The sequence below is a fragment of the Kitasatospora sp. NPDC033851 genome (assembly GCF_055576085.1).
This window is the reverse complement of record NZ_JBVIRL010000003.1, coordinates 112,203-135,678: the sequence shown is the minus strand read 5'-3', so window position 1 is coordinate 135,678 and position 23,476 is coordinate 112,203. Positions and strand designations below refer to the sequence as shown.

The 23,476-nt window shown below is 74.0% G+C and carries 20 protein-coding genes; 12 read left to right on the top strand and 8 right to left on the bottom strand.

Translation table 11 applies throughout. The features are described 5' to 3' along the window. Window positions 1-133: 133 nt before the first annotated feature. A complete protein-coding gene (locus tag ACZ51D_RS07385) occupies window positions 134-1,249 on the bottom strand; it encodes a nucleotide disphospho-sugar-binding domain-containing protein (RefSeq protein ID WP_465615304.1) in 1,116 nt (371 codons plus the stop codon). A 204-nt stretch (window positions 1,250-1,453) separates the two neighbouring features. Next, window positions 1,454-2,236, bottom strand: a complete 783-nt coding sequence (locus ACZ51D_RS07380; protein ID WP_465615302.1) for an alpha/beta fold hydrolase — start codon at window positions 2,234-2,236, stop codon at window positions 1,454-1,456. A 321-nt stretch (window positions 2,237-2,557) separates the two neighbouring features. Here ACZ51D_RS07380 and ACZ51D_RS07375 point away from each other — a divergent pair, with 321 nt between their 5' ends. Continuing rightward, window positions 2,558-3,037, top strand: a complete 480-nt coding sequence (locus tag ACZ51D_RS07375; protein ID WP_360496598.1) for a hypothetical protein — start codon at window positions 2,558-2,560, stop codon at window positions 3,035-3,037. 715 nt (window positions 3,038-3,752) lie between these two features. Here ACZ51D_RS07375 and ACZ51D_RS07370 read toward each other — a convergent pair. Both ACZ51D_RS07370 and ACZ51D_RS07365 read right to left on the bottom strand, forming a co-directional pair. Next, window positions 3,753-4,400 (bottom strand): response regulator, encoded by a 648-nt coding sequence (locus ACZ51D_RS07370; protein WP_465661510.1) that lies wholly within the window; start codon window positions 4,398-4,400, stop codon window positions 3,753-3,755. A 17-nt stretch (window positions 4,401-4,417) separates the two neighbouring features. Beyond that, window positions 4,418-5,626, bottom strand: a complete 1,209-nt coding sequence (locus tag ACZ51D_RS07365; protein WP_465661755.1) for a sensor histidine kinase — start codon at window positions 5,624-5,626, stop codon at window positions 4,418-4,420. Window positions 5,627-6,100: 474 nt separating this feature from the next. On the opposite strand from ACZ51D_RS07365, the gene ACZ51D_RS07360 reads away from it, so the two are divergent. From ACZ51D_RS07360 to ACZ51D_RS07330, 7 genes are all read left to right on the top strand, one after another. Beyond that, window positions 6,101-6,661 (top strand): GlcG/HbpS family heme-binding protein, encoded by a 561-nt coding sequence (locus ACZ51D_RS07360; protein WP_465661508.1) that lies wholly within the window; start codon window positions 6,101-6,103, stop codon window positions 6,659-6,661. A 205-nt stretch (window positions 6,662-6,866) separates the two neighbouring features. Further along, the gene (locus ACZ51D_RS07355; protein ID WP_360496589.1) at window positions 6,867-7,292 is read left to right on the top strand and encodes a YunG family protein; all 426 of its coding nucleotides are present in this window, start codon (window positions 6,867-6,869) and stop codon (window positions 7,290-7,292) included. Between the two features lie 91 nt (window positions 7,293-7,383). Beyond that, entirely contained in the window at window positions 7,384-8,268 is an 885-nt protein-coding gene (locus ACZ51D_RS07350) for an NAD(P)-dependent oxidoreductase (RefSeq protein ID WP_465622276.1), read from the top strand. 92 nt (window positions 8,269-8,360) lie between these two features. Then, complete coding sequence (locus ACZ51D_RS07345) at window positions 8,361-8,963, top strand: flavodoxin family protein (RefSeq protein ID WP_465661506.1); 603 nt, start codon at window positions 8,361-8,363, stop codon at window positions 8,961-8,963. A 317-nt stretch (window positions 8,964-9,280) separates the two neighbouring features. Next, window positions 9,281-10,405: an LPXTG cell wall anchor domain-containing protein gene (locus ACZ51D_RS07340; RefSeq protein WP_465622279.1), complete on the top strand. Its 1,125-nt coding sequence runs from the start codon at window positions 9,281-9,283 to the stop codon at window positions 10,403-10,405. Window positions 10,406-10,543: 138 nt separating this feature from the next. Continuing rightward, window positions 10,544-11,770 (top strand): hypothetical protein, encoded by a 1,227-nt coding sequence (locus tag ACZ51D_RS07335; RefSeq protein ID WP_396287920.1) that lies wholly within the window; start codon window positions 10,544-10,546, stop codon window positions 11,768-11,770. A gap of 157 nt (window positions 11,771-11,927) precedes the next feature. Continuing rightward, window positions 11,928-12,701, top strand: coding sequence for a MerR family transcriptional regulator (locus ACZ51D_RS07330; protein ID WP_465622281.1), 774 nt, complete (start codon window positions 11,928-11,930; stop codon window positions 12,699-12,701). Between the two features lie 62 nt (window positions 12,702-12,763). Here the strand turns inward: ACZ51D_RS07330 and ACZ51D_RS07325 are convergent, their stop codons facing one another. Continuing rightward, on the bottom strand, window positions 12,764-13,741 hold the full coding sequence (locus ACZ51D_RS07325) for a helix-turn-helix domain-containing protein (protein WP_465622396.1): 978 nt from the start codon (window positions 13,739-13,741) through the stop codon (window positions 12,764-12,766). A gap of 348 nt (window positions 13,742-14,089) precedes the next feature. On the opposite strand from ACZ51D_RS07325, the gene ACZ51D_RS07320 reads away from it, so the two are divergent. The 3 genes from ACZ51D_RS07320 to ACZ51D_RS07310 all read left to right on the top strand — a co-directional run bounded on the left by ACZ51D_RS07320 (window position 14,090) and on the right by ACZ51D_RS07310 (window position 17,688). Continuing rightward, the gene (locus ACZ51D_RS07320; RefSeq protein ID WP_465622283.1) at window positions 14,090-14,767 is read left to right on the top strand and encodes an RNA polymerase sigma factor; all 678 of its coding nucleotides are present in this window, start codon (window positions 14,090-14,092) and stop codon (window positions 14,765-14,767) included. Further along, complete coding sequence (locus ACZ51D_RS07315) at window positions 14,764-16,221, top strand: hypothetical protein (protein WP_465661504.1); 1,458 nt, start codon at window positions 14,764-14,766, stop codon at window positions 16,219-16,221. The genes ACZ51D_RS07320 and ACZ51D_RS07315 overlap by 4 nt, the downstream gene beginning before the upstream one ends. Window positions 16,222-16,485: 264 nt before the next feature. Continuing rightward, window positions 16,486-17,688: a hypothetical protein gene (locus ACZ51D_RS07310; protein ID WP_465661502.1), complete on the top strand. Its 1,203-nt coding sequence runs from the start codon at window positions 16,486-16,488 to the stop codon at window positions 17,686-17,688. Between the two features lie 149 nt (window positions 17,689-17,837). Here ACZ51D_RS07310 and ACZ51D_RS07305 read toward each other — a convergent pair whose 3' ends face one another. Both ACZ51D_RS07305 and ACZ51D_RS07300 read right to left on the bottom strand, forming a co-directional pair. Then, on the bottom strand, window positions 17,838-19,337 hold the full coding sequence (locus ACZ51D_RS07305) for an aminopeptidase P family protein (RefSeq protein WP_465622286.1): 1,500 nt from the start codon (window positions 19,335-19,337) through the stop codon (window positions 17,838-17,840). Window positions 19,338-19,462: 125 nt separating this feature from the next. Beyond that, on the bottom strand, window positions 19,463-20,908 hold the full coding sequence (locus ACZ51D_RS07300; RefSeq protein ID WP_465622288.1) for a PP2C family protein-serine/threonine phosphatase: 1,446 nt from the start codon (window positions 20,906-20,908) through the stop codon (window positions 19,463-19,465). A gap of 619 nt (window positions 20,909-21,527) precedes the next feature. Here ACZ51D_RS07300 and ACZ51D_RS07295 point away from each other — a divergent pair. After that, the gene (locus tag ACZ51D_RS07295; protein WP_360496556.1) at window positions 21,528-22,163 is read left to right on the top strand and encodes a bifunctional DNA primase/polymerase; all 636 of its coding nucleotides are present in this window, start codon (window positions 21,528-21,530) and stop codon (window positions 22,161-22,163) included. A 230-nt stretch (window positions 22,164-22,393) separates the two neighbouring features. Here the strand turns inward: ACZ51D_RS07295 and ACZ51D_RS07290 are convergent, their stop codons facing one another. Continuing rightward, window positions 22,394-23,377, bottom strand: coding sequence for a DUF5926 family protein (locus ACZ51D_RS07290; protein WP_465661501.1), 984 nt, complete (start codon window positions 23,375-23,377; stop codon window positions 22,394-22,396). Window positions 23,378-23,476: the final 99 nt, after the last annotated feature.

The following is a 23,476-nucleotide window of genomic DNA, read 5'->3' as shown; positions in this document are numbered from 1 at the left end:
GGGGGGGGGGGGGGGGCGGGTCGGGTCGGGGGGGGGGGCCCCCGGGCGGGGGGGGGGGCCCCCCGGCCGGCGGGGGGGGGGGCGGGCGGGGGGGGGGGGGGGCCGGGCCCCCCCCCCCCGACCGGGCCATGGCTCAGCGGGTGGTGAGGGCTTCGAGGGTGGGGACGAGGGCGGTCGGGGTGGGGAGGGCGGCGTTCTCGGCCTGGAGCCGGTGGGCGGCGTCGCGGAGGTCGGGGTCGGTGAGGAGGCGGTCGAGGAGGGCGGTGTCCACGGCGTCGGAGGAGGAGCTCAGGGCGGCGCCGCTCGCGGTGAGCGCCTCGGCGTTGATGAAGTGGTCCGCGCCCTGGGGGAGGAGCAGCTGGGGCAGGCCGGCCTGGAGGGCGGTCAGCATGGTGCCGGAGCCGCCGTGGTGGATCAACGCGTCGGCGCGGCTGAGCAGTTCGTTGAGCGGGACCCAGGGCAGTCCGCGGACGTTGTCGGGCAGGGTGCCGAGCGGGGCGAGGTCGGCGCCGCCGACGGCGAGCAGGAAGTCGGCGTCGACCTCGGCGGCGGCCTCGACCAGGCGGGCGACGGCCCGGACGCCGTCGAGTTCGGCGAGGACGGTGCCCAGGGTGACGGCGATCCGCGGGCGGTCGGCGGTGCGGAGGAACTCGGCCGGGACCATGCCGCCGCCGTTGTAGGGGATGTAGCGCATCGGCAGGCCGTCCGGGTCGCCGCCGAGCGGGCCGATGTTGAGCGCGGTGGCGGGGGCCGGGCCGGCCAGGCCGTGCCGCTCGTAGACGTCGGTGAAGTGGGAGGCGAGCAGGCGGCTCATGGGGAGGCCGGGGTTGACCCCGAAGTTGTGGACCACCGACGGGATCTTGAGCAGGGTCGCCACCAGCGGTGCGGCGGCCTGGAAGGAGTCGTGGACGAGCAGGTCGGCGCCCCACTCGGTGGCGGCCTCCAGCAGGCCGTCGACGGTGGGGCGGGAGGCGTGCGCGAAGATCGCGGCCGCCGTGTCGAAGATCTCGTCCTGCGACCTGTCCGGGGTGACGTACTGGATCTTGTTCCCGAGGCGCTCCTCGAACAGCTCCATCAGGCCCCGGCCGTCGCCGATCTCGACGATCGGGAAGCCCGCGCGGCGGAGCTGGTCGAGCGGCTGCCCGCAGGCGAACAGGACCTCGTGCCCGGCGGCGCGCAGCGCCTGGGCGGTCGGCACGAGCGGGAAGAGGTGGCCGGCCGAGGCGGGGCCGGTGAAGAGTATGCGCATGGTCTGCTCCTTGCCGGTGTGACTGACGAAGCAGTCTCACCTTGCAAGTTGACGTTCAGTCAATTTCATTCCGATCACCAGGCGCGGTAATCGGCCTTTTTGAACAGGGACTTGTTACCCGGGCGGCGGTGTGCTCCGACTCCCCCTTCCGCCGCCCGTCGCCGGGTCCCCGTTCCCCGGTGCCGATGGCCCGCCGCCCGCCGCTCATGCGGCGTCGAGGAACTCCCGGACGGTCCTGGTGAACGCCTCGGTCTCCTCGGCGAGCACGATGTGGCCGGTGTCGAACTCGGCGTAGACGCTGCCCGGGAGGGCGGCGTGCAGGCGCCGCGCGTTGCGCACCGGGACGGTGGCGTCCTGGGTGCAGCCGATCACCAGGGCCGGGGCCTGGACGTGGGGCAGCAGCGGGGTGAGGTCCAGGCTGAGGTCGAGGGCGATGTGCCGCAGGGTGCCGGGAGTTGGCTGCATGTAGGCGGTGTTGGCCTCGACGGCGGCGCGGCCGATCCGGTCGAGGAAGCCGCCGCTGAAGGCGGTGAGGGTGGCGTAGCCGCCGAAGGCGCCGGGGTGGTCGGCGAGTGACAGCCAGGTGGCCATGGACAGGCGCAGGTACTCGTCCTGTTCGGCGCTGATCCAGCCGGCGGCGGCGACCAGGCGGCGGACCTGGTCGGGGCGCCGGGCGGCGGCCGCGGTGGCGACGACGGCGCCGAGCGAGAAGCCGAAGACGTCGGCGGGGCCGCGGTCGGCGTCGTCGATCACGGCGTTGACCTGGGTGGCGAGGGTCTCCAGGGTGAGCGGGGAGCCGTCGTCCTCGGCGGCCTCGCTGCCGGAGAGGTCGGGCAGCAGCACGGTGTAGCGGTCGGTGAAGGAGTCCAGCAGGCCGTCCCACATGCCGGATCCGGGGCCGGTGCCGTGGACCAGGACGAGGGTGTCGGGGCCGTCGCCGACGACGCGGTAGGGGATGCGGGCGGTGCCGACGGTGATGGTGGGCATGGCGGGAGTCCTTTCGTGGACGGTGGTGCCGCCGGGCTGTTCCCGTTGGCGGCACGAGAAGTAAACTACACAGTGCAGAGCAGTGATTCAACTGCACCGTGCAGTGCAATTCGAAAGGTGTGGGGATGGTGGGGATGGAACTGCCCGTACCCGTCCACCGTCCAAGCAGTGACGGAATCCCAGCCCGGGTTGATCGCCGGGAGGAGTACGGAGGGCCCTGTGCAGTCAGGTGGTGCCGAACTCAACGTCGGATGCCCGGGCGGCTGCCCCGATGGTGCGCCGGCCGTGCCCGCCTGGCGGTGGTCGAGGCCGGAACCAGGTGTGACGGCCGATCAACTCGATGCCGCAGAGCGCTGCGAGACGCTGCTTCAGGACACCCTGGACGCCATCGACCCGATGCCCGCCTGGCAGGAGGCGGCGCCCCGGTCGGGCGCGCGGCTGCCCCGGCCGGGGCGCGAGTCGGCGGTGCGCTGGTACGTCACCCGGGGGCGCGACATCCTCACCGTCGTCTCGCTGCCCCGGCGGGCGGCGCTGGTGGACGCAGTGGAACGGCACTGGCGGCGGCGCGGCTGGACGATCACCTCGCTGAACACCGACTGGGACCGCCCCGGGGTGGCCGCGACCACCCGGGACGGCTACCGACTGGCGCTCCGCTTCGGGGAGTCGGGCGAGGCCGGGCTGACTGCGAGCTCGCCCGGGGTGGCCCGCTCGGAGCGGCTCCCGGTGCTGTCCGGGGGTGGTGGCCCAAGCTCGGCGCCACTGCCGTACGTGTGTTGCCCGTACTGGAGCGCGCTGGCGTAGTCGAAGGCCGAGAGGGACCGGGGGAGGCGTGGGGGGGGGGGCCCCCCCCCCCCCCCCCCCCCCCCCCGCGGCCCGCCCGCGCGCGGCGCCCCCCCCCCCCCCCCCCCCCCCCCCCCCCCGGCGCGCGCCCCCCCCCCCCCCCCCCCGGGGGGGGGGGCGGCCCCCCCCGCGGGCCCCCCCCCCCCCGCGCGGGGCCGGGGGGGGGGGGGGGGGGGGGGGCGCCCCCCCCCCCCCCCCCCCCCCCCCCCCGCCTCGTCGCGCGGCCTCGGCGCGGCCGCTCCCCCCGACACCCCGGCAGCCTCGCCGCCGCCCTGGCCACACCCTCCGGCGAGAGCGGTCCGCACAGGCCCCGGCGAGTCCCCACCCCCGGGGACGTCGTTGATCTCACGCTAACAAACCGCGTGGTTGGTTTGTCAATAGTGGAATACACGAAACATCCACATTGTGATGACCGGCTCAGACCGGCCCGAAAGGCTTCGGACCAGGCAGTTGTAGGCCGGTCGGCGTGCCCGGCCGCAGGGCGGCGCACACCGGAACGAGCCGCGCACCGTGGACGCGATGGCTGGAATCCGACATTCCGAGCATCATGGCAGCACGCAGTGACACCGCGCGAGCGCCCAGCGCAGCCGCCGGGCGGTCGGGGCGGTCGGGGTCTCGGGGTGCTCGGGATGGTTCGGAGTCGGAGACCGGAGACCGGACGAAGGGCCCGGCCGGCTCAGCGCAGCAGCCGGCGCTCCTTGGCCACCGCGACCGCGCCCGCCCGGGTGTCCACGCCCAACTTGTCGTAGATCCGCCCGAGATGCGTTTTCACCGTGGCCTCACTGATGAACAGCGCCCGCGCGATCTCCCGGTTGCCCAGCCCCTGCGCCAGCTGTTCGAGAATGTCCAGCTCGCGCTCGGTGAGCTGCGGCGCGGGCGCCCGCATCTGCGCCATCACCCGGGAGGCGACCGGCGGCGACAGCACCGTCCGGCCCTGCGCGGCCGCGTGCACGGCGGCGAACAGCTCCTCCGGCCGCTCGGCCTTCAACAGGTAGCCGGTGGCGCCGGCGCCGATCGCCCGGGTGATGTCGGCGTCGGTGTCGTACGTGGTGAGCACCAGGACGTGCGGCCCGCCCAGGGCGGCGGTGATCCGCCGGGTGGCCTCCACGCCGTCGATGCCGTCGCCGAGCTGGAGGTCCATCAGCACCACCTGAGGCACCAGCCGGGCGGCCAGCGCGACGGCCTCCTCCCCGGTGCTGGCCTCGCCGACCACCTCGATGTCGCCCGCGCTGGCGAGCAGTGCGAGCAGACCGGCCCGTACCACCGCGTGGTCGTCGCAGACCAACAGCCGGACGGGGGCGGTCCGGGCCGGAGCCGTACTCATGCGCCCACTTCGCTCGCTCATCGGTGCTCCAGGGGGATCGCGGCGGAAACGACGGTGCCCTCGCCGGGGGTGCTCTCCACGGTCAGCGTGCCACCCAACTGCCGGAGCCGGGCGCGCATCGCGGGCAGTCCGTACCCGCGGCCGCCCCCGGTGCCGACGGCCTGGGGGTCGAAGCCCAGCCCGTCGTCCGCGATGTCCAGGACGGCCTGGTCGCCGAGGAAGGACAGCGTGATCGCCGCGGCCGACGCCCCGGCGTGCTCGCGGACGTTGGCCAGCGCGCCCTGGGCGATCCGCAGCAGCGCGGACTGCGCGGCGGCGGGCAGCGGCACGGGCGTGCCGTCCAGGTGGAAGCGGACCGGCAGACCGCTCTCGGCGGACTCCCGTGCGGCCAGCGCCCGCAGCGCCCCGTCGAGCGTACGGCCGTCGGCGAGTTCGGCCGGCGCGAGGTCGTGGACGAAGCGGCGGGCCTCGGCCAGGTTCCGGGCGGCCACCTCGGCGGCGGTCCGGACGTGGGTGCGGGCGGTCGCCGGATCGGCCTCCCAGGTGCGGTCGGCGGCCTGCAGCAGCATCTGCTGGCTGGACAGGCCCTGCGCCAGGGTGTCGTGGATCTCCATCGCCAGCCGCTCGCGCTCGGCCAGGGTGCCCTCCCGCCGTTCGGTGGCGGCGAGTTCGCGCCGGGTGCGGACCAGGTCGGCGATCAGCGCGCGCTGCCGGGCGGCCTGCCGGGCCATGAAGAGGAAGACGCCGGTGGCCAGCGCGGCCACCGCGGGCGGCAGCAGGACGAGCGTGGCGTCCGCCCCGCCGGGCAGCCGGATCTCGGCGATCACCACCAGCAGGGTCAGGGTGCCCACCAGCGGGATCGCCGCCTTCGCGGGCAGCGCCCGCAGCGCGGTGTAGATCAGCGGGACGGCGCACCAGGCGAAGCTCGGCGCGAGCAGCACCAGCACCACCCAGAGCGTCACCACCAGCCCCAGCGACCACCGGCGGCGCCTGCCCGACGCGGTCGGACGGTGGTGGTCGAGCCAGGAGCCGGCCGGCTGGGCGACGGCCAGGGCGGCGCTCAGCCCGATCACCCACGGGGCCTGGGCGTTGCCGGAGTGGTGGGTGAGGTAGCGGTTGAGCGAGGCGGCGAGCAGCACCACGAAGGCGGAGTCCAACAGCAGCGCCAGCCGGCCCGCGTCCGGGTCCCCGGCGTCGCGGCCGACCGCGCCGTGCGGGCCGTGCAGGCCGTGCGAGCCGACGGCGTCCGGACGGTCGGCGGCTCCGGTGTGACCGGTGCGACCGGTGCGACTGGCGTGACCGGTGCGCCCGGTGCGTCCGGTGCGCCCGGTGCCGTGCCGATCGGCGGAGGGGCGGGGCTGTGGCACGGGTGGCTCCTGGTCGAACGGGCGGCCAACGAGTGGCGCACGGGCGGCGGGTCCGCACTGACCTGCACCGATTCCTCGATGGTGACCCGTCCGGCCCGGTCCCGCATCAGCCGATCGGTTGACGCCGCCGTCCCCCATCATGCCCGGGCGCTCGCGCCGGTCCGTCGATGTGGCGGACCCGTCCCCGGACGCAGGATCGAAGCATGCCGCCGGGCAACCCCCTCGACCCGGCGGCTCCCCGATCCCCGCGCACCGTCCCCGATCCCCCGCACCACCCCTGATCCCCCCCGCGTCACCTCGCACCACCCCGCAGACCCGTTGAGGAGCTGGACCATGAAGAAGACCTCCGCACGCACCCGGATGCTGACCGGCGCCGTCGCCGCCGCCGCGATCGCGGCCGCCACCGTGGGCGCCGTCTCGGCCAGCGCCGAGACCACCGAGACCCCGGCCGCCCCGGCCGCGGTGAAGGTCGACACGCAGAACAGGAACCTCGCCCAGAGCACCGGCCTGACCATCGACGCCGCCACCCGCGCCGCCCAGGCCGCCCTGGACGCGGCGACCAAGGCCGGCCAGCACGTGTCGGTCGCGGTCGTCGACCGGGACGGTGTCACCCGGGTGCTGCTGAAGGGTGACGGCGCCGGGCCGCAGGCCCCGGAGTCGGCCGAGCGCAAGGCCTACACGGCGGTCTCCTGGAACGCGCCGACCTCGGAGCTGGCCAAGCGGCTGGCCCAGGCCCCGAACCTCAAGGACATCCCCGGCACGCTGTTCCTGGCCGGCGGCGCCCCGGTGCAGTTGAAGGGCGCTCCGGTCGCGGCGATCGGTGTCGCGGGCGCGCCCAGCGGCGACCTGGACGAGCAGTTCGCGCAGGCCGGCGTCGCCGCGCTGGCGAAGTGACGCCTCCCCGCCACGCCACCACGCAGCCCCCTCACCCGGCGGCGAAGTGACGCCCTGGCCGGTCGGCCGTCCCGTGACGCGGGATGGACGGCCGGCCGGATTCCATGACTCGTTCGGGTGAACGCCGGGAGGGTCACCGCAGAACACGGGGTGACCCTTCGAAAAGCCGCTGCCGCTGTCAGTGCCGCGTGGCAGGCTTCCCGGTATGACGGCGTGGACCCTCAACGACATCGAACGTGCGATCCGCTCCTCCTGGGGTGTCGACACCTGTGCGCCCGAGGATCTGGCCCATTGGCGTCCCGACAATCCCGCCCGCGGCCAGTGCGGGGTGACGGCGATGGTGGTGCACGACCTGCTCGGCGGCGAGCTGATGATGGGCGAGGTGTACATCGACGGGGTCCGGACGGACCTCCACTGGTGGAACCGCTTCGCCACCGGCTTCGAGATCGACCTCACCCGCGAGCAGTTCGGGCCGGACGAACTGGTCGGCCCCGGCCGCCCGGTCGCCCGCCCGGCCCGTCCCGGCCGGCTGCAGGCCCAGTACGAGCTGCTGCGCGGCCGGGTGATCGCCGAGTTGGAGCGCGGGGCCGCCGCGCACCGCACCCGGATGCCCGCGCGCGCCTGCGCATGAGCACCCTGGCCACCGTGAACAGTCCGGCCCGATCGGTCCCCTGACGTACAGTCGGCGGCAGGTGAGCGGCAACGGCGACGGGAGTGCGCGGATGACCAGGGCGACAGTCGGCTTCGTGGGGCTGGGTGCGATGGGCCGGGGCATGGCCGGCAGCCTGCTGCGGGCCGGTCACGCCGTACGGGTCTGGAACCGCTCGCCCGAGCCGGTGGCCGCCCTGGTGGCCGAGGGCGCGCAGGCGGCCGGTTCGCTCGCGGAGGTGTTCGCCGCCGACACGGTGGTCTCCATGCTCGCCAACGACGACGCGGTCGAGCGCCTGCTGCTCGACCCCGCCCTGCTGGCCGGCGCCGCGGCGACCCTGCACGTCAACATGGCCACCGTCTCGCTGGCGCTCGCCGAGCGGGCCGAGGCACTGCACGCCGAGCACGGCATCGGCTACGTCGCCGCGCCCGTGCTCGGCCGGCCGCCGGTCGCGGCGGAGGGCCGGCTGAACATCCTGGCCGCCGGCGCCGCCGATCTGCTGGCCAGGGCCGAACCGCTGTTCACTGCGATGGGGCAGCGCACCTGGTACTTCGGCGAGAGCCCCCGGCAGGCCAACACCGCCAAGATCAGTACCAACTTCCTGCTGGCCTGCGCGATCGAGTCGATGGCCGAGGCGTGCAGCCTGGCCGATGCCAACGGGGTCCGGCCGACCGACCTGGTCGAGATGCTCACCGGCACGCTGTTCCCCGGACCGGTCTACTCCGGTTACGGCGCGATGGTGGCCGAGCGCCGCTACGAACCGGCCGGCTTCCGGCTGCCGCTCGGGCTCAAGGACGTCGGCCTCGCGCTGGACGCGGGGGCCGCGCGCCATGTGCCGCTGCCGTTCGGCAGCGTCCTGCGGGACGCCTTCCTGGACGCCCTGGCCCATGGCGACGGGGACAAGGACTGGGCCGCGGTGGCCGCCGTCGCCCGCCGCCGGGCCGGGCTGCCGGACTGACCGGCGACCGGGGCGCGGGCGCGGGCGCGGAATAACCGGCGCGCGGCGGCTGCTCGCACCTCCGTCCGCAGCACCTGACCGGGGGAGTTCCGATGTCCGACCAGCCGGCCACCCAGCCGTCCGACCAGCCGTCCGGCGCCGAGGCGTCGCGCCGTTTCCTGTTCCTCGACGCCGGCGCCCGCGTCGACGGCAACTCCGCTCGACTCGCCCGGCTGGCCGTCGAGTCGAGCCTGCCGGTCGGGGCGGAGCAGCGCTGGCTGCGGTTGAGCGAGCATCCGCTGCCGCCCTTCCAGGACCTGCGGCACACCGGCGACGGCCGCTACCCCGAGCCGGTCGGCCACGAGCGGACCCTGCTGGACGCCACCCTGGCGGCCACCGACCTGGTCTTCGTCGCGCCGCTGTACTGGTACACGCTGCCGACCAGCGCCAAGCTCTACCTCGACCACTGGGCGGGCTGGCTCCGGGTGCCCGGGCTGGACTTCCGCGCCCGGATGGGCGGCGCCACCCTGTGGGGCGTCACCGCCCTCAGCGGCTCCGACGACACGGCCGAGCCGCTGATCGGCACGCTCCGGCTGACCGCCGAGTACATGCGGATGCGCTGGGGCGGCGTGCTGCTCGGCAACGGCACCCGCCCGGGCGACGTGCTGCGCGACGAGCGGGCGCTGATCGCGGCCAAGTCCTTCTTCTCCGACTGACGCCCGCCGCCTGACGCCTGACGCCCGCCGACTGACGGCGGTCCGTGCCGTTTCGCCCGGGGTGCGGTACGGTCCGCCGGGCGTGTACCCGTCACTTCCGGTCATCACTTGGCAAAGCACAAAAGCCTTGTACATGGACGGGGTTGGGCGAACCGGGCGCCTCGTTTCCAAGTCTCGGTCACAGTGCGGCACCCGCCTTCCGGACCGGCCCGGTCGTTCGGTACTCTCCGTCGCACTTTCAGCTTCGCGGGGGGACGCGGCGTCTGCGGCCGCCCCTCGCGCCCGGGCCTCGCCCGGAAACGTCCGTGAGGTCTCCCTTGTCCATACGTCGCAGTCTTGCCCTCGCCGGTGCCGCCGCGCTCGCGTCCTCGCTCGTGCTGGCCGGCGCCCAGGGCGCCATGGCCGTCGGCACCACCGGCTCCCCGTCCGCCGCCGCGTCGGCCGAGAAGGCGGGGCACCAGAGCCTCGACCTCTCGGTGCGCGGTGTGCCCGGCACCTTCATTGCCGGTGACGAGGCCCGCGAGTTCACCTACCGGATCGACAACTCGACGAAGACCGACTTCGTCGCCTACCCGCTGCTGAAGTTCAAGAACAAGGCGGGCTCGCTCAAGGCGAAGGACCTCAAGCTCGAGTACCAGCTGCCGGCCTCGCTGCCCGGCGGCGGCACCTGGAAGACCGCCGTCGTCGCCCCCGGTGGCGGCGACGGCGACGACAGCGCCGTGCTGATGTTCCTCGGCGGCGTCACGGACAGCGGCGACGCCGCCGACGGTGCGCTGCTCTACCTCGCCCAGGGCAAGAGCATCGACATCAAGGTCCGCGCCTCCTTCACCAAGGACGCCCCGCTGGGCAAGGCCGGTGTCGTGCCGGTGGTCTACTCCGCCGACGCCAACGACGAGAACGACCACGGAAGCTTCAGCTGCGACGGGATCAAGGGCGCCGGCTTCACCATCAAGGCCGGCGGCGGCAAGCCCAGCCCGACCCCCACCCCGACCAAGACCGGCAAGCCGAGCCCCACCGCGAGCGGCTCGCCGACGGCCACCCACACCTCCACCGCGTCGCCGACCGCCACGGCCACGTCGACGCCCACCACGGAGCCGACGACGCCGGCGACGCCGACGACGACGCCCACCAGCGCCTCGCCGTCCGCCTCGCCGTCCGACTCCGGCGCGACCACCCCTCCGGCCCCGTCCGGCGGCAGCAGCAGTGACGCCCCGCAGCCGATCGACTTCCCGGTGCAGCCCCCGAACGTCACCCCGCCGAAGATCACCCCGGGCGGCGTCAGCAAGGCCAAGACCTCCGCCGCCAACGCGGACAAGTCCCTGGCCCAGACCGGTGGCGGCGACGACACCACCGCGATCGCGGCCGTCGGCGGTGCCGTCCTGGTGGCCGGTGTCGGCACCCTCGTGGTGCTGCGCCGCCGCAAGTCGGGCCAGCACAGCTGACCAGGGGGAACCGTTTCCCGGGTACTCCCGTGCCGCCCGCGCCGTCCATCGGACGGCCCCGCGGGCGGCACGGGCGGTACACCTCCGTCACATAGGATGTCCGGCCGGAGGGGGGCGGAACCGGCGGGGAGAGGACAGGTGCGGGAAGCACGCACGGCACGGACCAGCACGGATTACGAGGCGGCGACCGGGCGCATAGCCGGATCGCCGCTCCGCAGGCACCACGTCCTGCTGGTCGCTTGGACGGCGCTCTGGTTCTTCCTGGTCGAGCCGAGCGGCGGCTTCTCCTGGCACTATCTGCGCCAGGGTGAGCAGCTGCTCTTCAGCGGCCAGGCAGACGGCGGTCTGTCGCTCTACGCCCGCCATCCGGAGCTGCAGATCGGCCCGGTCAGCCTGGCCGCGGCCCGGCTCACCGCCCCGTTCTCCCCGCACACCGGCCAACTGGTCGCCGAGGCGGCGAGCGCCGCGCTCGGCCTGGTGATGCTGGTCGTGGTCGGCCGCACGGCCGCCTTCTACTACCTGGGCACCGGCACCAACCACCGCCGACTCCAGCAGCGTCTGCTGATCGCCGGACTGGCCTTCATCCCGATGTGGGTCGAGGTGTCGGTCCGCTTCGCGCACCTGGACGACGTCCTCGCGCTGTTCTTCACCACCCTCGCCGCGCACGCCCTGGCCCGCGGCAAACCCACCCAGGTCGCGATCTTCCTCGCGTTGGCGGTGGACTCCAAGCCCTGGGCGATCGCCTTCGCCCCGCTGATCCTGGCGCTGCCCCGGCCCACCTGGCTGCGCACCGCGCTCTGGTTCGCCGCCCTGGTGGCGATCGCCTGGTTGCCGTTCTACCTGGGCAACCTGGACACCATGGCGGCGGCCAAGTTCACCATCCCCAACCAGCCCGCCTCGGCGCTGCGCTGGTTCGGGGTGACCGATCCGGCCACCCCCTGGTGGGACCGCCCGACACAGTTCGCGCTCGGCCTCGGCCTCGGCAGCATCGCGGTGTGGCGCGGCCGCTGGCCGGCCGTGGTGCTGCTCGGCGCGGACGCCCGGATCCTGCTCGACCCGAGCGTCTACACCTACTACACGGCCTCGATCCTGCTCGGCACCCTGCTCTGGGACGCGGTCGGACAGAAGCGGCTCGTTCCGTGGTGGAGCTGGATCGCGCTGGGCGCGCTGTACGGCGGCACGCTGCTCCTCCCGTCCGACTCGGCCCGCGGCTTCGTCCGGCTCGCCTTCGTGGTGGTCTCCGCCGCGTACGTGCTGCTCTGGCCCACCCAGCAGCCCCGCCGGCCGCGGGCCACTGGCCAGGGCGACGGCGGACGCCGGGCGGCCCGGCGGCGCGAGCGGGAGCTGGTCGGCGCCGACGCCTGAGAAGGCGGCTTGAGAAGGCGGCTCGGGAAGCGGCTCGGGAAGGCGGCTTGAGAAGGCGGCTCGGGAAAGCCGCTCGGGAAAGCCGCTCGGGAAAGCGGCTTGACCCTCACGTGACGTGAGAGCCGAGGGTAGTGGTCAGCACCAGGGAGGAACCCCGATGACCAGTGAGGGCTACTCGGTCGGCGCCGTGGCGAAGATCGCCAAGGTGACCGTCCGCACGCTGCACCACTACGACGAGATCGGCCTGCTGTCCCCCGCCGGCCGTACCCGCTCCGGGTACCGCCGGTACGTGGACGCCGACCTCGACCGGCTGCAGCAGATCCTCTTCTACCGCGAACTCGGCTTCCCCCTGGAGGAAATCGCGGCGATCCTGGACGACCACTCGGTCAGTCCGAGCGAACACCTCCGGCGGCAGCACCGACTGCTGAGCGACCGGATCAGGCACCTCCAGGACCTCGCCAGCGCCGTCGAACACGCCATGGAGGCACGGAGAATGGGCATTCAGCTGACCCCGGAGGAGAAGTTCGAGATCTTCGGCGAGGGCTACCAGGAGGAGTGGGAGCAGGAGGCCGAGCAGCGCTGGGGCGACACCGAGGCCTGGGCCGAGTCCCAGCGCCGCACCGGCGCCTACTCCAAGGCCGACTGGGAGCGGATCCAGGCCGAGATGGCCGAGCTCAACACCCGCCTGGTCGAGGCGCTCACCGCCGGCGAGCCCGCCGACGGCGCACCGGCCATGGACCTCGCCGAGGCGCACCGGCAGCACATCTGCCAGAACTTCTACGACTGCACGTTCACCATCCACCGCGGACTGGCCGGCCTGTACGTCTCCGACCCGCGCTGGACGGACACCTACGAGAACCTCGCTCCGGGCCTGGCGCAGTGGCTGCACGACGCCATCCTCGCCAACGCCGACCGGCGCGAGAACGCCTGAGCGGATCCGAGCCCGAGCAGGCCCGAACGGGCCTGAGCGGAACGGGCCGGGGCGCGGGCGGGCTACGCCACCCCGCGCCCGAAGGAGCGCCGGTAGGCGGTCGGCGAGGTGCGCATCACCCGGCCGAAGTGGTGGCGGAAGGTCGCGGAGCTCTCGAAGCCGACCGCCGCGGCGATCTCCTCCACCGTCCCGTCCGGTGACTCCAGCAGTGCCAGACTGGCCGCGATGCGCTGGGTGACGACCCAGCGCATCGGGCTGGTCCCGTTGCGGGCGGTGAAGTGCCGCAGGTACGAGCGGTCCGACATCCGGGCGGCACGGGCCAGCACCGGGACGGTCAGCGGGGACGACAGGTGGTCCAGCGCCCACTGCATGCTGCGGACGATCCCGTCGTCCTCCTCCTCGACCGGGCGGACCGCCGCCTCGATGAACTGGGCCTGCCCGCCGTCCCGGTGCGGTGCCACCACGAAGCGGCGGGCCACGGTGTTGGCCACCTTGGCGCCGTGGTCCCGGCGGACCAGGTGCAGGCAGAGGTCGATGCCGGCCGCGCTGCCCGCGCTGGTGAGCACGTCCCCGTTGTCCACGTACAGCACGTCCGGGTTGACCCGCACCGCCGGGTGGCGCTGCTGCAGCAGCTCGGCGTACCGCCAGTGGGTGGTCGCCTCCCGGCCGTCCAGCAGCCCGGCGGCGGCCAGCGCGAAGACGCCCGAGCAGATCGACACGATCCGGGCGCCGCGCTCGTGCGCCGTGCGCAGCGCCTCGACCAGTCCGGGGGAGACTTCGCCGCTGAAGGCGTTCGGCACCCCGGGGACCACCACGGTGTCGGCCGCCGCCAGCTCGTCCAGCCCGTGCGGGGCGGTCAGGGTGAAGCCGCCCACCGCGTCCAGCGCCGTCCCGGGCCGGTCGGCGCACACCTTCAGCCCGTACCAGGGCGTCGCCAGCAGCCCGCTCAGCTCGGGCCGGGCCAGCCCGAACACCTCGACCACGACGCCCAGTTCGAACGGCGCCATGCCCTCGAAGGCGTACACCGCGACATCGTGCACGGGCTCCGGCCGCCGGCCGATGGCGACGGCCACCGGTCGCGGCCGAGGCGCGGTCGTCGTACCCGCGGCTGTCGTACCCGCGCCGACCGGGCCCTCGTCGTTCTGCTCGGTCATGCGAACCCCCTGCTCACGGGTGGCGGAATGCCGGTGAGTGTAGCCGTCCCGGCCACCTCGGAAATTTCTTCGAACCCACCTGCAACCTCCACCTCCCTCGCACGTCCATAGGTACGGGGCGGAGGGAACCGGGCCGAGGGCGGCTGAGAGGATCCCCCCGATCACGATCTTGATCAGGTGGACCTGACGGTCCGGCAACCGCCGTCACCGTCCCGGGGGAAAGCGGAAACGCACATGTCCATGGCCATCGGGCCGACCGTCGCGCCGGCAGGGGCGCGCGGCTTCACCATCCGTGGGGTGATCGCCGCGCTGTTCGGCGCGCAGGAGGCGGGCGAGCCGCTCGCCGGCACCGTCACCGAGCAGGAGGCGAAGCAGCGCCGCTCCGGTTTCCGGCTGCTGCGCGGCGGACGCAAGCCGGCCGAGGACCGGCCCACCCTGACCGACCTGTACCACGCCCACCGGCTCGGCCTGGTCCGGATGGCCGTGCTGCTGGTCGACCACCAGGATCTGGCCGAGGACGTCGTCCAGGAGGCCTTCACCCAGCTCTACCAGCGGCACGGCGAGCAGCTGGACGACCTCGACAACGCCCTCGGCTACCTGCGGACGGCCGTGGTCAACGGCGCCCGCTCGATGCTGCGCCGCCGCAAGACCGCCCGCGAGTACGTCCCGCCGCACGAGCCCGACGCCGCGTCGGCGGAGGACCACGCGGTGCTCAACGACGAGCACCGGCGGGTTCTGGTGGCGATGCAGGAGTTGACTCCCCGCCAGCGCGAGGTGCTGGTGCTGCGCTACTGGTCCGACATGTCGGAGGCGCAGATAGCCGAGACCCTGGGGCTGTCCCGGGGCGCCGTGAAGTCCACGGCCAGTCGCGCCCTGGACGCCTTGGAAAAGCACCTGGAGAAGGTTCGATGACCGACAAGTTCCCCCGCCGTAGCGGTGGCGACGGCGACGAGCCGGCCGAAACCCCGACGGAACGGCTGCTCCGCGAGGCGATGGGCGCGCGCGCCTCCCTGGTCACGGCGCACAGCCTGCGCCCGGCCGCGCCCCCGAAGCACCGGATCCGCCGGCTGCGCCCGGTGTACGCCGTCACCGTCCCGCTCGGCCTGGCCGCCGCGATGGCGCTCGGCGTGCTCACCTTCCACGGCGAGCCGGTCGCCCACGACCAGGTCCCGCCGCCCCCGGCCGCCACCGTGACCTCCTCGAGCCCGACCCCCGAGCCGACCACCCCCAGCCCGTCGGCCACCCCCACCGACACCGGAACCCCGACCGGCGACCCCGAGACCGGGGTCCCCCTCGCCGACGGCACCCCGTCCTCCTCCGCGTCGGCCACCAACACCACACCCCCGGTGGGCCCGTCGACGCCGTACACGTTCCGGGGCGTGAAGTTCAAGGTCCCGGCGGGCTGGAAGACGGTGCAGGTCGCACCGAACCGGGTCTGCGTCCTGAGCCCGGGCACGCCGACCGAGTTGCCGCAGGGTTGGTCGCAGGACCTCTGCGACCCGTACGGCGTCACAGTCACGGCCTTCAACACCCAGGACGAGATCGACGTGGGCGGCTGGCCCACGATGGCCGACCTGGACAGCAAAACGGGTTGGACCACCCAGCCGTACTGCCCGCTCTGGGACAACCCGCACGTGCCCACGGGCGAATCGATCAACAGCATCGGTCCGACGAAGAGCGCTCCCACCGTCTCCGGCCGCGCGGCCGTCAAGTCGCAGTGGCAGGCGACCTGCGGCAAGTCCTCCTTCACGGCGCAGGCCTGGGCCCTGCCCAAGGATCAGGTCTTCGTCTCGGCGGTCGGCCTCAAGAGCGACTACCAGGCCGGTCTGCAGTCGATCGTCAACAGCCTGGACGTCAGCGGCCACAAGGCGCCGGGGGCAGCGTCGTCGGCGCCGTCGGCGGACCCGGTGAACAGCAGCACCGTCGCCGTCACGCAGTCCGGCTTCCTCCCGGGGGGGATGGTGTCCGCCAAGGACAGGCCGGTGACCTTCTCGGTGACGTACCGGAACACCAGCACCTCCAACTTGCCGGCGGTCCAGCCGCTGGTCTTCACCGACTCCTACCCGGGGACTCCGGACGGCATGATCCCGATGAACGCCGGCAAGCTGGAGCGTCAGGACGGCGGCACCTGGACCCAGTTGAGCATGTCGCCCGGAGGCGGTATGGACTACGCGATGGGCGGCAAGCCAGCCACCTTCCCCCTGGCGCCGGGCGCGAGCCACACGGTGACGTACCGGCTGACCATCGACCCCGCCGACGGGCCGGGAATCATACCGGTACGGATGCAGGCGACGCTGCCGTACGACGGCAGCGGCCCGTTGACCGTGATCGGTGAGGCGATCATCCGGGAGAATGTCGTGAAGTAGCCGATCACAGGCCGCCTCCGAGGCGCCGTGACCAGGAAATCCCCTGGTCGCGGCGCCTTTCGGCGTTCCGGGGCGAGTTCTCGGAAAAACTTTTGAACCCACCTGCAACCTCCCGGGGGGATGCACGTCTATCAGGGTGAGAGGCGGGGAGAGCGAGCCGGCGGGGCCGGGGCTCGGGCCGGCTCCTCCGGGACGCGAACGAGGCGTCCGCACGCGAGCACCACCACCATTCACCTTTTCTGTGTCCTCTGGGGGGACTGTCACATGAACGCGTCCGTTATCGCCCGTATTGCGAAGATTGTTCCGCTTGCCGTCATCGCTGCCGTCGGGGTCGCCGCCTGCGCCCCGGCGGGGGCCGCGCTTCAGGCCGCCCCCACCGCCGTTCGCTCCGCCGGGACGGTGTCGGCCGCCGGGACGGCCGCCCCGACCTCGGTCCCCGACGAGACCGCCGCCGCGACCCCCGCCGTGCCCGCCCAGACCGCACCGACCGCGGCTCCGTCCGACTCCTCCGGTCCCGCGCCGGCCGCCGCGGTGACCACCCGGCCCGCCACCAAGGCAGCCACCAAGCCCGCGACCAAGCCCTCCCCCACGGCGGACACCAAGCCCGTCGCCAAGGACGGCGGCATCGGGATCACCTTCGCCGGCCTGAAGGAGGGTCAGCAGGTCCAGGTGGGCGACCAGGTGTCCTTCGCGGTGACCTGGAAGAACAACGACTCCTCGGGCAGCCGCGCGGTGGCGCCGGTGGTGGCGACGCAGGACTTCGAGGGTGCGAAGTGCCAGCAGCAGCTCGCGATGGCGCAGGGCACGCTGGAGCGCAAGGACGCGTCGGGCTGGAAGGCCATGCCGGCGCTGAGCCAGGGCGGTGGGATGGACTACGCCGGCACGGGCGACGACGCGGCCTTCACCCTGGCCGCGGGCGAGAGCCGGACCGTCGAGTACCGGATGGTCCTGGACGCGGGCAACCAGCCGGGCCGGCTGGCCGTCGAGGCGGACGCCGTGCTGCCGTCCTCCCTCAAGCCCATGGCGAAGTCCGTGGTGACCACGTCCGTCGTCGACCGCCACCGCCCGGTGGTGAACTCGGTGTCGGCCCCCACCGCGCTCGTCGTCGGCAAGACCCCGACCGAGTTCTCCTTCAAGGTCTCCTCGCTGGACGGGTCGGCCCTGATGCGCCCCGTGGTACGGCTGTCCCTCCCCACCGGCGAGGGGCTGACCGGGTCGGACGTCACGATGGAGGCGAAGGTCGGCAACGAGTGGAAGTCCTTCGAGGTGACCGCGGACTGCAACGGCCGGCTCGGGGTGGCACCGGCCGAGCTGGTCGGCGTGATGACGGGCAACCCGGTCGAGTACACGTTCCGGGTCGGTCTGAAGCGGACCGGCAGCGCCGGGTCGGTGGAGATCCGGGTCGGCGGCGACTCGGACGGTCACTCCGGCGAGACCGTCGCGGTCCGGCCCGCCGTCCAGCGCTGACCCCGACGCACCAGGGCCGCAACGCACGAGGGCCCCAGACGCATGAGGGCCGCAGCGCACCAGGGCCGCAGCGCATGAGGCCCCGGACGCACGAGGGCCCGGCCTCCCGAGCAGTAGCGGAGGCCGGGCCCTTCGGGATGCGGGGTGGCTCAGGCGAGCGAGGCCATCCAGGCCTCGACGTCCTCGGCGCGGCGGGGGAGGCCGGCCGAGAGGTTCTCGTTGCCGTCGGCGGTGACCAGGATGTCGTCCTCGATCCGGACGCCGATGCCGCGGTACTCCTCGGGCACGGTCAGGTCGTCCTGCTGGAAGTACAGGCCGGGCTCGACGGTGAGCACCATGCCGGGCACCAGCAGGGCGTCGACGTGCTCCTCGCGGCGGGAGTGGGCGCAGTCGTGGACGTCCAGGCCGAGCATGTGGCCGGTGCCGTGGAGGGTCCAGCGGCGTTGCAGGCCCAGCTCCAGGACCTTCTCGACGTCGTACACGGAGGCGTCCAGCAGGCCCCAGGCGAGCAGGCGCTCGGCGAGCACCCGCTGCGAGGCGTCGTGGAAGTCGCGGAAGCGGCCGCCGGGCTTCACCGCGGCGATGCCGGCTTCCTGGGCGTCGTACACGGCGTCGTAGATCTTGCGCTGCAGCTCGGTGAAGCGGCCGTTGATCGGCAGGCTGCGGGTGACGTCGGCGGTGTAGAGGGTGTGGGTCTCCACGCCCGCGTCCAGCAGCAGCAGGTCGCCGGGGCGCACGTCGCCGTCGTTGCGGACCCAGTGCAGGGTGGTGGCGTGCGGGCCGGCGGCGGCGATGGTGCCGTAGCCGACGTCGTTGCCCTCGACCCGGGCGCGGCGCCAGAAGGTGCCCTCGATCCAGCGCTCGGAGGTGGCGACGGCCTGGCCGAGCTCGCGGACCACGTCGGTAAAGCCCTTGACGGTGGCGTCGCAGGCGGCGCGCAGCTCGCCGATCTCCCACTCGTCCTTGACCAGCCGCAGGCCGCTCAGGAACTCCTTGAACTCGGCGTCCCGGTCGGCGTCCAGGACGTCGGCGAGCGCGGTCTCCAGGCCGGCGTCGTAGCCGCGGACGATCCGGGTGGGGACGGCGGAGCCCTCGGCCCGCTCGGCCAGCTCCTCGGCGGCCTTGCGGACGTCGCGCGCGGGCAGGCCGAGCAGCTGCTCCTGCTCGCTCAGGCTGTTCCGGCGGCCGACCCACAGCTCGCCGTGGCCGTCGAGCCAGAACTCGCCGTTCTCGCGGTCCGAGCGGGGCAGCAGGTAGAGGGTGAACTCGTGGCCGGTCTCGCCGGTGGGCTCGGCGACCAGTACGGCGTCCTCGGTCTGGTCGCCGGTGAGGTGCACGTACTCGCTGGAGGCGCGGAAGGCGTAGTCGGTGTCGTTGGAGCGCACCCGCAGGTTGCCGGCCGGGACGACCAGGCGCACGCCGGGGTAGGCGGCGGACAGCTCGGCGCGGCGCGCGGCCGCGTACGGGGCCTGGGCGACGGGCGTGAGGCCGTGCAGCTCGGTGTCGGCCCACCCGGACTTCATCGAGGCGGCCAGTTCGTCGGAGATCTCGCCGTAGAGGCCGTTCTTGCGGCCCTTGAACTCCTGCGGCTCCTCGCCGCCCTCGGCCTCGGGGTTCTCGGCCACCGCGGGGGTACGGTCCTCGGTCACGTGCAACGCCTCCTTGGGGGGTGGTACCGCCGCCCCTCGGGGGAGTGTCGGATCGCGACACGCGCGGGCGGCCGTGCGTCCATGGTACGGACGCCCGGCCACTCGCCTGTTCCAGGTCCGGACGGCTACTCGAAGCGGGCCGCGAGCAGCATCAGGTCGTCGGTGGCCGCGGCCTCCGGGGCGGGGCAGACGGCCAGCAGGTGGGCGCAGAGCCGGTCGGGATCGAGCCGGACGTCGCGGGGGGCGTCGGCGGCGGCCCGGCGCAGGTTGTTCTGCCCGGCGTGCAGGGTCGGCCCGCAGCGGCGGGCCAGCCCCTCGGTGTAGAGCAGCAGGGTGTCGCCGCGTTCGGCGGTGAACTCCACCCCGGGCGCCTCCCAGCAGGCCAGCATGCCGAGCGGGGCGGAGAGCGAGGTCTCCACGAACTCGGCGCCGTGCCGGCCGACCAGGACCGGCGGGCAGTGCCCGGCGCCGGCCAGGGTGACCCGGCGCTCCTCGGGCTCGAGCCAGGCGTAGACGGCGGTGGCGGTGCGGGTCGGCTCGGTGGTCTTGAGCAGCAGCTCCAGGTCGCCGAGGACGGAGACCGGGTCCTCGCCCTCCAGCACCGCGTAGGCCCGCAGCGCGGCCCGGACCCGGCCCATCGCGGCGGCCGCGCCGGGGGCGGAGCCGGGGCCCGCGCCGGGGCCGTCGCCGGAGACGGAGCCGACGGTGAGGCCGACGGTGCCGTCGGGGAGCGGGATCGCGTCGTACCAGTCGCTGCCGCAGGAGCGGTCCAGTCCGGCCGGGACGAGCCGGGCGGCCAGTCGCAGTCCGGCGGTGCGGGGGAGGCGGTCGGGCAGCAGGCCGCGGCGCAGCGCTTCGGTGGTGCGCAGGATCCGCTCCGCCTCGAGCTGCTTGGCGAGCAGCGGGGCGGCGATCTCGCAGTAGTGGCGGGCCAGCTGGCGCTGGCACTCGGTCGGTTCGGCGGGCTCGTCGTAGAACCAGAGGGCGGCGGCGAGCGGGCCGTCCTCGACGGTGGCGAGCGGCAGGCCGTAGGCGCCGCCCAGGCCGAGGTGGACGGCGAGCTCGCGCAGCCGCCCGCCGATGGACGGGTCCTCGGCGAGGTCGGGGGAGTGCAGCTGCTCGGGCCGGTCCTGTTCGCACAGCAGCCGGGAGAGCAGGCTCTGCTCGGTCGGGACGGTCTCCAGGGCGCCGAGGCTGGCGCGGTCGAGGCCGAGGCCGACCGGCTGGCCGGGGCCGCCACCGGCCGTCCGGGTGACCAGGACGCCGCGGCGGGCGCCGAGCAGGGCGGCACCGGAGGCGAGGAGGGTGTCCAGGGTGGCGGTGAGGCCGCGGGCCCGGGCGAGCCGCTCGGTGTGTACGTGCAGGCTGGTGATATCGGACAGACGTCCGGCCAAACGGTCCTGCATCGCGGTGGACGGTGCCGTGCGGTCGTCCGCCGGGCCGTCCGGTGCGTCGGTGGGGCCGGGGAGCCCCGGCGGGTCGAGGACGGTGAGCCCGCCTGCGCAGCCGGGTTCGCGCGGCTCGGCGGTCGTCGTCGAGGGGAGGGCCATCGACGGGTGGGACTCGGTCATGCCGCCACTCCTGACGCGGTGGTACGGGCCATGCGGAACCCCCAGATACGGCCGATGTGGAGCGAGCACGGCCAAAGGGCGTGTTTCGCCTCGATTCGCTACTACTCGTCATTGATCGACAGCAATGCCACCACTTCTACACAGGCCATTCGGGGCATGTCCAGATCCAGGACGACGCGGTCGCCGGTTCCACAGCCATCGCGACCCGGTCGGAGGGCGTGCATGGCTCGTGCGCGCGCCGGTCGGGCCGGGAGGCATGGAGCGAGCCGCGAGCGGGCAGAACCGAGGGACGGACCAGGCGGCCGTCCGGATCGTATGCCCGTGCCGCCCGGGAGCCGGGCCGGCCGGAAGTCTCTCACTCGTACGGTGGAACCAAGCGCGCCCGGGCGGCGTCCATCCGGTCGCATACGGGATTCTCGTTCCAAGGGCTGTTTCAGTGCGCGGCCCTTCTCATGTCGTGCTCCACACCGTGCTCCACGTCGTAGCCGCGCCGTCCGCCTTGCCGCCCGCCCCGCTCCGCACCTTTTCGGGGCCGTGCCGCGGCGGGCCCGTGCGGTGGCTGCCGACGGATGCCGACGGAGCGGAGCGAACCGAGCGGTCAGGGAAAGGAACGAGCGCCATGCGTGAGAACCCGAAGGACCGGTCGGAGGAGCGTGCCGCCCGACTGGCCGCGGCCCTGGCGGCCGCCGTCGACCACCGCTGGCCCGTGGTGCCGGGCGCCGTGCTGCGCGACGGACGCTGCTCCTGCGGCGACCAGGACTGCGCCGTCCCCGGCGCGCACCCGCACGACCCCTCGCTGCTGGCCGCCACCACGGACGCCCGGATGGTGCGCTGGTGGTGGGAGCGGCAGAGCCCGGACGCGGCGGTGCTGGCCGCCACCGGTTCCACGGTCTCGGCCGTCAGCCTGCCCGCGGCGGCCGGCGCGCGGGCGCTGGCCTACCTGGGCGCGCTGCGGATGCCGCTCGGCCCGGTGCTGGCGATGCCGGGCCGCTACGCGCTGCTGGTGGCCCCCTACTCGCTGGACGTGCTCGGCGAGATGCTCGCCCAACTCCCTTGGGTGCCGGGCTCGGTGCGCTACCACGGGTCGGGCGGCTTCCTGTCGCTGCCGCCCGGCGGGTCGGCCGGCCCGGTGCGCTGGGTGCTGGCGCCGCGACCGGGTGCGGGCGGCGGGGTCTGGCTGCCGCAGGTCGGGCCGCTGCTGGGCGAGTTGGTGGAGGCGACGGTCCGGCTGGACAGCGGCCGCTCGGCGTACTGATCCGCGGTGATCCACGCGGTCGTCGGAAGGATCGTCGGAAGGGCCGTCGGAAGGGGCCGTCCGGAAAAACAAAAGATCCGGCCGCTGGCGACGGGGGATGCACCAGCGACCGGACTCTTTAGACAGTAACAAGGATCCGCGCCCGCGCCAATTTCCAAGACGCCCTCCACGCCTGGAAATTGCGCGTTCACGGCGACAATGTGACGCGTATCACGCGGATCCTGCGTGCTTTAGTTCAAGGTGACCTGACGGTTCACCAGGTTCGCGCGGGCGCGCCGCTCCTCGGCGGTCAGCGGGGTTCCGTCGGCGAGAACGGCGGCGAGCCGCTCGCCGAACTCGGCGGCCGGCTTCTCGCAGTCGGCGGCCGTCATCGCGAGCGGCAGGTCCCACACCGGGACGGTCAGGCCGTGCGCGCGGAACGAGCCGACCAGGCGGGTGTCCGGGCCGAGCGAGGCCTCACCGGCGGCGTTCAGCCGGGCCAGCGCGTCCAGCAGCTGCTCCTCGGGCACGGTCATCACCCAGCGCAGGTGGTTCTTGTCCGGGGTGCCGCACCAGTAGGCGGCGTCGACGCTGCCCAGCTTCTCGGTCGGGATGGCCGAGGCGTTGGCGCGCTCCAGGGAGGCGGCGACCTCTCCGGTGGCGGTCTCGGCGTCCTCCAGCCAGAACTCGAAGCCGGTGTGCACGACGGGCGCGAACGCGGCGGTGGTGTCCAGCAGGTCCTGCAGGCGGCGCCCGCCCGGGACGGTCCGGCGGGCCGGCACCGGGGTGCCCGGCTCGGTGGCCAGGGCCAGCTCCAGGGCGTCCGCGAGGTCGCGGCTGAGGTCGCCGGAGGCGGACTGGGTCTGCAGGCCGAGCAAGATCGAGCCGTCCTGGCGGCGCAGGGCCGGCCAGGCCAGCGGCAGCACGGTGGCCAGGGTCACCGACGGGACGTCGCCCTCGGCGCCGTCGGCCACGCCGGGGGCCAGCGTCAGCGGCACCGTGGCGGCGGGCACCAGCTCGCGCAGCGCCACCCAGTCGGCCTCGCCCGACAGGCCCTCGAACGGGCGGTGCACCAGCTCCTGCACCGCGTGCGAGGCCTCCCGGCCGTGGCAGGCCTTGTAGCGGCGGCCCGAGCCGCAGGGGCAGTCCTCGCGGGCCCCGACCACGGGGATCTCGCCCGTGACGGCGGTGGTGGACTGGCGCTGCGGCGCCTTCTTGGCGGCCTTCTTGCCCATGGTGCGGCTCTCCCGGGAACGGTGGTCCTGTGTCCCGGGAAGCCTACTGACGTTCCTGCGGCACCCGCGCTTCCCCCGGCGCGCGAACGCGCCGGGGCG

Coding starts and splice junctions, on each gene's coding strand:
- ACZ51D_RS07330 (WP_465622281.1), top strand. CDS start 11,928: ATGACCAGTGAGGGCTACTCGGTCGGCGCCGTGGCGAAGATCGCCAAG.
- ACZ51D_RS07370 (WP_465661510.1), bottom strand. CDS start 4,400: ATGAGTACGGCTCCGGCCCGGACCGCCCCCGTCCGGCTGTTGGTCTGC.
- ACZ51D_RS07300 (WP_465622288.1), bottom strand. CDS start 20,908: ATGACCGAGTCCCACCCGTCGATGGCCCTCCCCTCGACGACGACCGCC.
- ACZ51D_RS07355 (WP_360496589.1), top strand. CDS start 6,867: ATGACGGCGTGGACCCTCAACGACATCGAACGTGCGATCCGCTCCTCC.
- ACZ51D_RS07385 (WP_465615304.1), bottom strand. CDS start 1,249: ATGCGCATACTCTTCACCGGCCCCGCCTCGGCCGGCCACCTCTTCCCG.
- ACZ51D_RS07350 (WP_465622276.1), top strand. CDS start 7,384: ATGACCAGGGCGACAGTCGGCTTCGTGGGGCTGGGTGCGATGGGCCGG.
- ACZ51D_RS07310 (WP_465661502.1), top strand. CDS start 16,486: ATGAACGCGTCCGTTATCGCCCGTATTGCGAAGATTGTTCCGCTTGCC.
- ACZ51D_RS07320 (WP_465622283.1), top strand. CDS start 14,090: ATGTCCATGGCCATCGGGCCGACCGTCGCGCCGGCAGGGGCGCGCGGC.
- ACZ51D_RS07290 (WP_465661501.1), bottom strand. CDS start 23,377: ATGGGCAAGAAGGCCGCCAAGAAGGCGCCGCAGCGCCAGTCCACCACC.
- ACZ51D_RS07315 (WP_465661504.1), top strand. CDS start 14,764: ATGACCGACAAGTTCCCCCGCCGTAGCGGTGGCGACGGCGACGAGCCG.
- ACZ51D_RS07345 (WP_465661506.1), top strand. CDS start 8,361: ATGTCCGACCAGCCGGCCACCCAGCCGTCCGACCAGCCGTCCGGCGCC.
- ACZ51D_RS07295 (WP_360496556.1), top strand. CDS start 21,528: ATGCGTGAGAACCCGAAGGACCGGTCGGAGGAGCGTGCCGCCCGACTG.
- ACZ51D_RS07380 (WP_465615302.1), bottom strand. CDS start 2,236: ATGCCCACCATCACCGTCGGCACCGCCCGCATCCCCTACCGCGTCGTC.
- ACZ51D_RS07360 (WP_465661508.1), top strand. CDS start 6,101: ATGAAGAAGACCTCCGCACGCACCCGGATGCTGACCGGCGCCGTCGCC.